The sequence below is a fragment of the Streptomyces sp. OfavH-34-F genome (assembly GCF_022347745.1).
Classification (GTDB): domain Bacteria; phylum Actinomycetota; class Actinomycetes; order Streptomycetales; family Streptomycetaceae; genus Streptomyces.
The window spans coordinates 21,692-31,069 of record NZ_JAKRGC010000042.1; the positions used below are offsets into that span (position 1 = coordinate 21,692).

Consider the following 9,378-nt stretch of genomic DNA (forward strand, 5'->3'; position numbering starts at 1 on the left):
CAGTCGAGGCAGCCCGGACGCTGTGGCGCTCCGGGCGCGGGCCGGGGGCTTCGCTGCCCCCGAGGCGTATCGCGCTGATCACGGGGTCCAGGCTATCTCGCCCGCACCCATGACCGTCACGATCCGGATGTGCACAAAAGAACGACGCGAAGTTTGACACTCTGGACAGGCCGGACGCGCGCGGGCCGGGGTAGGGCGAGGCGGCGCGGGAACGGGGCGGGCGGTTCCGCTCCGGCTACCGGGTCAGCTGCTCGGCGAGGGCGGTGGCCTCGGCCAGGGTGTCCACGACGGGCACACCGGCCTTCTCCAGGCTGGCCCGGCTGTGCGAGCCGCCCGTGTAGAGCACGGCCTTGGCGCCGACGTGGGCGGCGGCCACGGCGTCGTCCACCGCGTCGCCTATGACCACCGTGTGCCGGGGGGAGACCCCCTCCAGCGCCGCGAGGTGCCGCTCCATGTACTGCGCCTTGCTGCCGCCGGACGGCCCCGTGCGCCCGTCCACCCGGACGAAATGGCGCTCTATGCCGAACCCGCGGACGACGGGGAGCAGCTCGTCGTGCCGGTACATGCTCATGATCGACTGGCTGCGGCCGGTGAGCTGCCACCGGGAGAGCAGTTCGGCCGCCCCGGCGGTGAGCCCGCAGGCCGCCCGCTGCTCCGTGTAGAAGCGGTGGAAGACGCCGTCCATCAGCTCCCACTCCTCGTCGGTGGGGAGCCGGCCCATGAGGCGCTCGTAGAAGCGGGGTATCGGGATGCAGTACATCTCCCGGTACTGCTCGACCGTGATCGGGGCCAGGCCGACCTCGCCGAACGCGGCGTTGGTCGCGCCGACGACGGCGGTGTTGTCGTCGAGCAGCGTGCCGTTCCAGTCCCAGACCAGATGCGTGCGGTGTTCCCCCGGTGCGATCCCCATGCCCTGCACCGTACTCGCCCCCACTGACAACGCCCTCGCCTACCCGACGCCTACCCGATCAGGCCGGGGATCTCCTGCACCCCGAACCACAGCAGCTCGTGGTCCTCGGCGCCGTCCACGGTGAACTGCGCGTCGTCGTCCCCGAGGTCGGCGGCGCCCAGCGCGGCCGCGGCGGCCGTGACGTCCGGGCCGGCCTCGTCCGAGTCGACGTGCACCGCGGCGGCCTTCGCCAGCGGGACGGCGGAGGCGACGGTGACCTCGCCGAGCGAGGAGGCGTCCAGGATGCTGTCCGGGTCGGCGACCGCGGCCCCGTCCGGCACGTCCACGGCGACGACGACCCGGCGCCTGGCCGCCTCCGGGTCACCGGCGATCAGCCGCAGCGAGGCGGAGGCGGCCCGGTTGAGCGCCGCGTACTCCAGCTCCTCGATGTCGTCGGAGACGTACCACTCGCGCAGCGCCGGGGTGACCGCGTAGGCGGTGAGCGGGCCGGGGCCCAGTTCACCGGACCGGTGTGCGGCGGCGAGACCGGCGAGGGTCAGGGGTACGTACACGCGCATGGGCTCCGCCGCTTTCTTAGTCGGGAACGCCCTTCAGGATACGTGCGGCGTCCCCCTTTGGGGTTACGCGCACAGGCCCGCCCCCGTCCACCGCGCGCCGCCCGGTCACCCTGCGCGCCCCGCCCCCGCCCCGCTCCACCGGTGCGCGACCACCCGGACAGGTGAATCCGGCCCGCCCGCGTCGACGCTCCCCGACACTTGCGACAATTCCGGCTCCCCCGTAGAAGATCACCTACAGAAGTTACCGCCCGGTACACCGGGCCTCTGGAGCACGGGGGCGACAGATGACCACGAACAGGACCGGCCCCGCCGGCCGGCACGACACCCGCAGGCCCGAGACCGTACCGGCGCAGCGCCGGCGCGTCCCGAGGCGCATGCGGCCCCACCACTGGTTCGCGGAACGCCTCCTGGCGGTCCTCAGCGGCCAGCGCCCGGTCCACTGGATGCTCGGCCACACGATCGGCGACGCCTACGACCAGCTGGCCGCGCTGGCCCCCACCACCCCGCTGCGCACCCGGGGCACCCGCCCGGTCATCCGCATGTGCCGGGGCGCCCAGCCGGCGCCCGGGGTCGTGGAGGCGTGCGCGAGCATCGCGGCGGGCGAACAGGTCCGGGCGATGGCGTTCCGCCTGGAGCAGGGCCCGGACCTGCGCTGGCGCTGCGCGGCGGTGGAACTGGGCACCACCCCCACGCGATGACCCTCCGGGCCCTCCCCGCACGCGCCCCGCCGGGCCCCGGCGGGAAACGCGACGGCCGGTCGGGCCGGGCGCCCCACGGCACCCGGCCCGACCGGCCGTCACACTTCCGGAACGGCTACTTCTTGCGCCGCCGCCCGCCACCGGACTTCTGCGCCTTGCGCCGCTCCGCCCGGGTGAGCCCGTCCGACCCGGACGACGCACCGGCCCCGGCCTCACCGTTGGCGAAGTCGCCCTCGACGACCCCGCCCTCTCCGTCGACCGTGGGAGCGGAGAAGTGCAGCCGGTCCGGCCGCTGCGGGGCGTCCAGCCCCTTGGCCCGGATCTCCGGCCGCGCGGCCGGCACCGCGTCCTCCTTGGACAGCGACGTCTTCGCGTCGGCGTCCTGCACCGGGACCTCCTCGACCTGCTGCTCCACCTGGACCTCCAGGTTGAACAGGTAGCCGACGGACTCCTCCTTGATGCCCTCCATCATGGCGTTGAACATGTCGAAGCCCTCGCGCTGGTACTCGACCAGCGGGTCCTTCTGGGCCATGGCCCGCAGGCCGATGCCCTCCTGGAGGTAGTCCATCTCGTAGAGGTGTTCACGCCACTTGCGGTCCAGCACGGACAGCACCACACGCCGCTCCAGCTCACGCATGATCTCGGAGCCGAGCGTCTTCTCCCGCTCGTCGTACTGGTCGTGGATGTCCTGCTTGACGGACTCGGCGATGAACTCGGCGGTGACCCCCGCGAGGTCGCCCGCCGCCTCCTCCAGCTCGGCGACCGTGACCTTCACCGGGTAGAGCTGCTTGAACGCGCCCCACAGCCGGTCGAGGTCCCACTCCTCGGCGAAGCCCTCCGCCGTCTCCTGGCGGATGTAGTCGTCGATCGTGTCGTCCATGAAGTGGCGGATCTGCTCCTGGAGGTCCTCGCCCTCCAGGACCCGGCGCCGCTCGCCGTAGATGACCTCGCGCTGCCGGTTCAGCACCTCGTCGTACTTCAGGACGTTCTTGCGCGTCTCGAAGTTCTGCTGCTCGACCTGCGACTGCGCCGAGGCGATCGCACGCGTCACCATCTTGTTCTCGATCGGCACGTCGTCGGGCACGTTGGCCATCGACATGACGCGCTCGACCATCTGCGCCTTGAACAGCCGCATCAGGTCGTCGCCGAGGGAGAGGTAGAAGCGGGACTCGCCCGGGTCGCCCTGACGGCCGGAACGACCGCGCAGCTGGTTGTCGATGCGGCGCGACTCGTGCCGCTCGGTGCCCAGCACGTACAGCCCGCCGAGCGCCTTGACCTCCTCGAACTCCGCGCGCACGGCCGCCTCGGCCTTCTCCAGCGCGGCGGGGAGGGCTGCCGCCCACTCCTCGACGTGCTCGACGGGGTCGAGACCGCGCTGGCGCAGCTCCGCCTCGGCGAGGTCGTCCGGGTTGCCGCCGAGCTTGATGTCGGTGCCTCGTCCGGCCATGTTCGTCGCGACGGTCACCGCGCCCTTGCGGCCGGCCTGGGCGACGATCGTCGCCTCCCGGTCGTGCTGCTTGGCGTTGAGGACCTCGTGCTGCACGCCGCGCTTGGAGAGCTGCTGCGAGAGGTACTCGGACTTCTCGACGGAGGTCGTGCCGACCAGGATCGGCTGGCCCTTCTCGTGCTTCTCGGCGATGTCGTCGACGACGGCGGCGAACTTGGCGACCTCGGTGCGGTAGATGAGGTCCGACTGGTCGACGCGCTGCATCGGCCGGTTCGTCGGGATCGGCACGACGCCCAGCTTGTAGATCTGGTGGAACTCGGCGGCCTCGGTCATCGCCGTACCGGTCATGCCGGAGAGCTTGCCGTAGAGGCGGAAGAAGTTCTGCAGGGTGATCGTGGCGAGCGTCTGGTTCTCGTCCTTGATGTCCACCCCTTCCTTCGCCTCGATCGCCTGGTGCATGCCCTCGTTGTAGCGGCGGCCGGCGAGGATACGGCCGGTGTGCTCGTCGACGATCATGACTTCGCCGTCGATGACGACGTAGTCCTTGTCCTTCTTGAAGAGTTCCTTGGCCTTGATGGCGTTGTTGAGGTACCCGACGAGCGGGGTGTTCACCGACTCGTAGAGGTTGTCGATGCCGAGCCAGTCCTCGACCTTGGAGACACCGGACTCGTGGATGCCGACGGTCCGCTTCTTCTCGTCGACCTCGTAGTCGCCGGTCTCCTCGATGCCCTTGAGCGGGTTGCCGGCCTCGCCCTTGGTGAGGCGCGTGACCAGCTTGGCGAAGTCGCCGTACCACTTGGTGGCCTGGTCGGCCGGGCCGGAGATGATCAGCGGGGTACGGGCCTCGTCGACGAGGATCGAGTCGACCTCGTCCACGATGGCGAAGTTGTGACCGCGCTGGACCAGCTCCTCCTTCGACCACGCCATGTTGTCGCGGAGGTAGTCGAAGCCGAACTCGTTGTTCGTGCCGTAGGTGATGTCGCACGCGTACTGCTCGCGGCGCTCCGCGGGCGTCATGTTCGCGACGATGCAGCCGACGGTCAGGCCGAGGAACTTGTGGACCCGGCCCATCAGCTCGGAGTCACGCGAGGCGAGGTAGTCGTTCACCGTGATCAGGTGCACGCCGTCGCCGGACAGGGCGTTCAGGTACGCGGGCAGCGTGCCGACGAGGGTCTTGCCCTCACCGGTCTTCATCTCCGCCACATAGCCGAGGTGCAGCGCGGCGCCGCCCATGATCTGGACGTCGTAGTGACGCTGGCCGAGGACGCGCTTGGCCGCCTCGCGTACGGTCGCGAAGGCCTCGGGGAGCAGGTCGTCCAGGCTCTCGCCGTCCGCGTACCGTTCCTTGTACTCGTCGGTGAGCGCCCGCAGCTCGGCGTCGGAGAGGTTGACGAAGTCCTCTTCGATGGAGCTGACCTGGTCCGCGATGCGGTGCAGTTTGCGCAGGATCTTGCCTTCGCCTGCACGCATGAGCTTGTTGAAGACGGACACTGAGGCTGGTCTCCTTGCCGGTCGGGCCTGGGCACGGGGTCGTGTGATGGACTCGGGCACGGGCACGGCAGGTGGGCCCCACCGCAACGGTCATCGTAAGCGAGGACCCCGCCGCGCCGGGAGGGCTGCCACCGCGTTGTCCCCGCGGCGCCCTTCCGAGTCAACGGACGAAGGGCGCCGAAGGTGCCGGGGAAGCACGAAAAGCACTCGCTCCGCTTCCGCCCGCTGAGCAGAATCCCTTCATGGAAGCGACCACTCTCACCACCGACCGCCTGCGGCTGCGCCCCTTCGGCCCGCAGGACACCGAAGCGGTGTACCAGGCCTGTCAGGACCCGGACATCCAGCGCTGGACCGTCGTCCCGTCGCCGTATGCGCGCTCCGACGCGGAGTTCTTCACGGAGCGGATGAGCCCCGAGGGCTGGCGGGACGGCTCCATGTACAACTTCGCGGTGCTCCGCGAGGACGGCACCCTGACCGGCGCGCTCGGCGTCAACCGCCGTACGCACGCGGGCACCTACGAGATCGGCTTCTGGACGGCGAAGGAGCAGCGCGGCCGCGGCTACATGACCGAGGCCGTCCTGGGCGCCGCCCGCTGGGCCTTCGCCTCCCTCGGCTGCGACCGGCTGGAGTGGCGCGCCGAGGTCGGCAACGTGCCCTCGCGCGCCGTCGCCCTGCGGGCGGGCTTCCGCATGGAGGGCGTGCAGCGCTCGGGCCTGCTGAACAAGGGCGTGCGCCGCGACACCTGGACGGGGGCGCTGCTCCCCTCCGACCTGGGCTTGCCGGGCACCGAGGCGTACGTGCCGGCGGCGGCCCGGACCACCCCCTGACGTCCAGGGGTGGTCCTCCCGCCTCCGGAAGACCGGCCCGCGCTGTCAGTGCCGCCGCCTAGAGTGCGGAGCATGACGTCTGTGCAGCCACCCGCAGTCGAACTCTCCGCCGACCAGGCCCGCAGGATCGCGCTGCGCGCCCAGGGCTTCCTCGGGGCGCCGGACCGCCGGGCGGGGGTGCCGGGCGTCCTGCGGCACCTCGGCGCCGTACAGCTGGACACGATCTCGGTGCTGGCCCGTTCGCACGAGCTGATCCCGTACGCGCGCCTGGGCGCGATCGGCCGGCGCACGGTCGAGGAGGCGTACTGGTCGGGCGGCCGCGCCTTCGAGTACTGGTCGCACGCGGCGTGCATCCTGCCCGTCGAGGAGTGGCCGCACTTCGCGTTCCGCCGCCGCGCCTACCGGTCCAGGCCGCAGTGGTCGCACGACCTGCCGGACGGCGCGTACGACACGGTCGTCAAGCAGCTGACCGCCGAGGGCCCGCTGACGGCGACGGAGCTGGGCGGCGCGAAGAACGGCGGGGAGTGGTGGGACTGGTCGGCCTCCAAGGTCGCCGTCGAGCGGGCCCTGATGTACGGCGAGGTCGTGTGCACCGAGCGGCGCGGCTGGAAGCGGGTCTACGACCTCGCGGAGCGCGCCCTGCCGCCGGCCGTGTTCCACGACGACCTGGACGACGCGGAGTGCCTGCGCCGCCTGGTCCGGCTCGCCGGACAGTCGCTGGGTGTGGGCACCCGGTCGGACATCGCGGACTACCACCGGCTCAAGGGCGAGCAGTTCGACGCCGTGGTGGCGGACTCCGGGCTGGTGCCGGTGACGGTGCGGGGCTGGGCCAAGCCGGCCTGGGCGGACCCGGCCGCGCTGGCCTCCGAACCGCGCGGACGGCACCGTACGACGCTGCTCTCGCCGTTCGACTCGCTGGTCTGGGAGCGGGCGCGCACCGAGCGGATCTTCGGCTTCACCCACCGCCTCGAAGCGTATGTGCCCAAGCAGAAGCGGATTCACGGCTACTTCGCGATGCCGCTGCTGGCCGGGGGGAAGCTCCAGGGGCGGGTGGACCCGGCCCGTGAGGGGACGACACTGGTCGCCCGGCAGGTGTCCCTGGCGGGCGCCAAGGCCGTGGAGCCGATGGCTCAGGCCCTGGTCGAGGCGGCTTCCTGGGTCGGCTGCTCGGACGTCCGGCTCGAACGGGTGGAGGCACCCGAACTGCGCGGGCCGCTCACGGCGGAAATAGGCCGTCTGCTGGCCTGACCGCGTACGGCTTGCCGCTCCCCGCGCCGGTCAGCGGATCTCCAGGATCTTCTCCCGCATGGCATAGACGACCGCTTCCATGCGGGAGTGCAGCTGGAGCTTCTCCAGAATGTTGCGGACGTGGTTCTTCACCGTGTTCTCGGAAATGAACAGTTCCTTCGCGATATCGCGATTGTTCATGCCGGTGGCGACGAGCTTGAGGACTTCCAGTTCGCGTTCGGTGAGACGGGGGGCCGGCACCAGCCGGCGCTCGTCGGTCCGCTGGATCATCGACTTGAACTCGGTGAGGAGTTTGGACGCCATGGAAGGGCTGATCTGGGACTGCCCGTCCGCGACCGCGCGAATCGCGGTGGACACCTCGTCGGTGGAGATCTCCTTGAGGAGATAGCCCGTGGCACCGGCCTTGATGGCGTCGTAGAGGTCGGCCTCCTCGTCGCTGATCGTCAGCATGATGATCTTCGCGCTGGGGGCGACCTCCTTGATGGACGTACACGCCTCGATGCCGCCGCGCCGGGGCATCCGCACATCCATCAGCACGATGTCCGGCAGCAGGTCGGCCGCCTTGTCGACGGCCTCGGCACCGTCCCCGGCCTCGCCGACGACCTCGATGTCCTCCTCGTGGGCGAGGACGATCTCCAGGCCTCTGCGGAAGAGGGCGTGGTCGTCCACCACCAGGACCCTGATCGGCTCCTTGCGGTAGCCGCCGTCGCGGTCCGCGCCGAGCCCGCGCGCGGCGTCCTCGCGGTCACTCGTATCGCGCACGGGCCCGAAGGTGTCCGCCATCGTTCCTCCCCCTGAAGGCCACGGCCTGAAGTTCACGAACTGTCGCCAACGGCAGTCCACAGAACACCGGTTGGCTTGGTCCGCCATGATTTCATGCCGGAGCGTCAGCGCGGGTGATCCCTTGGTGACACACGGGTGCCCCTGGGGGCGCACAGACGCTCCAGGGGCACCACCGGGCGGTGGGCGTCAGCCGCCGAGTGCGCCGCCCGCGCCGCCCGCCTCGTCGGCGGCCAGCGGGTCGGTCCTCAGATGAATGACACCGTAGTCGTAGGCGTGCCGCCGGTAGACGACACTGGGTTCCTTGGTCTCGTTGTCCACGAACAGATAGAAGTCGTGACCGACCAGCTCCATCTCGTAGAGCGCCTGGTCGAGCGACATGGGCGCCGCCACGTGCGTCTTCTCGCGCATCACCAGCGGTCCCTCGCCCTGTACCTCGAGCGAGCCGATCCTGGTGGTGGGTACGGGCTGTGCCGTCTCGTCGGCGATCAGCTCGCCGTCACCGTTGAAGGATGCCGCGTCCGGCACCATCTCGCCGACCTCGGCGGCGGGGATGCGCCCCGAACCCCGGCGGCTGTAGCGCTTGTCGTGCTGCTTGCGCAGCCGGGCCTCCAGCTTGCCGGTGGCCAGGTCAAGCGCTGCGTACGGGTCGCCTGCGGCCGCCTCCGCCCTGATGACCGGTCCACGCGAGCGGAGGGTGATCTCCACCCGGTCGGAGCGGTCTGCCTGACGAGGGTTCGGCTCCTTGGACACCTCCACGTCGAGGCTGATCACCTTGCCGTCGAACTTCTGGATCTTGTCCAGCTTCAGCTTCTCGGCCACGTGCTTGCGGAACCGCTCGGGCACCTCGGTCTTGCGGCCCTTGACGACGATGTCCACGCAGAACTCCGTTCCCGGATCGCTCCGCTCGGCGGCGGAGCATCTCCCTTTTGCACCTGGCTCCGGACTTCGCCGGAGCCGCGGACTCGGTGACTTACACCTCCTCCTCCCCCGCCGGCGGGGTTTCCACCCCACCGAATTTTTCTGCTTCCGAGCTGGTGGGTCGCCTGCCCGAAACACGGTGGTGCATTCGTCGAGGCCCGGCATTCACCATTCCTCACAACCGAACATAGCCTGCTCGGACGGATGTCGGCACCCGCTACTCACGCGTACCTCCGTTCCGGGCTATTGACCCGCTCACTACCTGCAACGATGCAAGTTCGGATTCAGTTCCGGTTTATTTCGCGGCCCGACTGGACATGCTGCGGCGAAGGCGAGAGGGGAAGCCGCGACCACGGCCGCGTGGCGCACCACCGCGCCGCGTTCCGGGCCCGGTCCGCGCCCCGTCGCGTCGAGTGCCCGGGCCGCCTCGGCCAGCGTGGCCCCCGTCGTCAGCAGGTCGTCCACCAGCACCACCCGTCCGGCGGCGAGCAGCCGCCCG

8 protein-coding genes and 1 pseudogene are annotated in these 9,378 nt (G+C 70.5%); 3 read left to right on the plus strand and 6 right to left on the minus strand.

Features of this window, described 5'->3' with window-relative positions:
- Positions 1-235 precede the first annotated feature (235 nt).
- Positions 236-910: an HAD family hydrolase gene (locus MHW47_RS09920; RefSeq protein WP_239222294.1), complete on the minus strand. Its 675-nt coding sequence runs from the start codon at positions 908-910 to the stop codon at positions 236-238.
- A 50-nt stretch (positions 911-960) separates the two neighbouring features.
- Entirely contained in the window at positions 961-1,467 is a 507-nt protein-coding gene (locus MHW47_RS09925; protein WP_239222295.1) for a hypothetical protein, read from the minus strand.
- Between the two features lie 284 nt (positions 1,468-1,751).
- Between MHW47_RS09925 and MHW47_RS09930 the strand changes: the two genes are divergently transcribed.
- Positions 1,752-2,165 (plus strand): Rv3235 family protein, encoded by a 414-nt coding sequence (locus MHW47_RS09930; RefSeq protein WP_239222296.1) that lies wholly within the window; start codon positions 1,752-1,754, stop codon positions 2,163-2,165.
- Positions 2,166-2,280: 115 nt separating this feature from the next.
- Here MHW47_RS09930 and secA read toward each other — a convergent pair whose 3' ends face one another.
- Complete coding sequence (secA, locus tag MHW47_RS09935; RefSeq protein ID WP_239222297.1) at positions 2,281-5,103, minus strand: preprotein translocase subunit SecA; 2,823 nt, start codon at positions 5,101-5,103, stop codon at positions 2,281-2,283.
- A 242-nt stretch (positions 5,104-5,345) separates the two neighbouring features.
- Here secA and MHW47_RS09940 point away from each other — a divergent pair, with 242 nt between their 5' ends.
- Positions 5,346-5,930 carry a GNAT family N-acetyltransferase gene (locus MHW47_RS09940; protein WP_239222298.1) on the plus strand — a complete coding sequence of 195 codons (585 nt, stop codon included), beginning with the start codon at positions 5,346-5,348 and terminating at the stop codon, positions 5,928-5,930.
- Positions 5,931-6,002: 72 nt separating this feature from the next.
- Complete coding sequence (locus MHW47_RS09945) at positions 6,003-7,178, plus strand: winged helix-turn-helix domain-containing protein (protein WP_239222299.1); 1,176 nt, start codon at positions 6,003-6,005, stop codon at positions 7,176-7,178.
- Between the two features lie 30 nt (positions 7,179-7,208).
- Here the strand turns inward: MHW47_RS09945 and MHW47_RS09950 are convergent, their stop codons facing one another.
- The 3 genes and pseudogenes from MHW47_RS09950 to MHW47_RS09960 all read right to left on the minus strand — a co-directional run.
- The gene (locus tag MHW47_RS09950; RefSeq protein ID WP_239222300.1) at positions 7,209-7,961 is read right to left on the minus strand and encodes a response regulator transcription factor; all 753 of its coding nucleotides are present in this window, start codon (positions 7,959-7,961) and stop codon (positions 7,209-7,211) included.
- 186 nt (positions 7,962-8,147) lie between these two features.
- On the minus strand, positions 8,148-8,837 hold the full coding sequence (gene hpf, locus MHW47_RS09955) for a ribosome hibernation-promoting factor, HPF/YfiA family (protein WP_018555972.1): 690 nt from the start codon (positions 8,835-8,837) through the stop codon (positions 8,148-8,150).
- Between the two features lie 300 nt (positions 8,838-9,137).
- A pseudogene (locus tag MHW47_RS09960) lies at positions 9,138-9,378 on the minus strand (phosphoribosyltransferase); the annotation flags it as partial.